1 pseudogene is annotated in these 674 nt (G+C 76.3%); it reads left to right on the forward strand.

Annotated features, from left to right (window positions below):
• A pseudogene (locus tag Q8814_RS26370) lies at nt 1–674 on the forward strand (selenocysteine-specific elongation factor); the annotation flags it as partial.

The raw sequence follows: 674 nt of genomic DNA on the forward strand, positions 1-674 counted from the left end.
GGGCTCCCGTCGTCGCCGTCAGCGGCCGTACCGGAGAGGGTCTCGACGACCTCCGTGCCGCCCTGACGACGATGGTGGCCGCCCTGCCGGACCCGGACCCGGACGCCGATGTCCGCCTCTGGGTGGACCGCCGGTTCACCGTGCGCGGCGCCGGGACCGTCGTCACCGGGACACTTGCCGCCGGGACTGTCCGCGTCGGCGACACCCTCGCCGTCGGCGAAACGCCGCTGCGGGTGCGCGGTGTGCAGGCACTGGGGCGCGACCGTACGGCGGTGAGCGGCGTGGCCCGGGTCGCCCTCAACCTCACCGGCCGGATCGACGACGTGGCCCGGGGCAGTGTGCTCGTCACGCCCGGCGCGTGGCACCACACCTCCGTCGTGGACATCCGGATCACCGGCGCGAGCCGTCCCCCGACCGCCCCCGTGCTGCACGTCGGGGCCGCGGATGTCGACGTCCGCTGTCGCCCACTCGGGGACGGCCTTGCCCGGCTCACCCTCGACCGGCCGCTACCTCTCCGGATCGGTGACCGCGCGCTGCTGCGCGACCCGGGCCGTCGGATGCTCTGGCGGGTCGACGTACTCGATCCGGACCCGCCCCGCCTCCGGCGACGCGGCTCCGCGGCACGCCGCGCCCTCCAGCTTGCTGACGCCGACGGCGCCCCACGACTGGCCGAC

The organism is Rhodococcus chondri, assembly GCF_036327435.1.
Taxonomy (GTDB): domain Bacteria; phylum Actinomycetota; class Actinomycetes; order Mycobacteriales; family Mycobacteriaceae; genus Rhodococcus; species Rhodococcus chondri.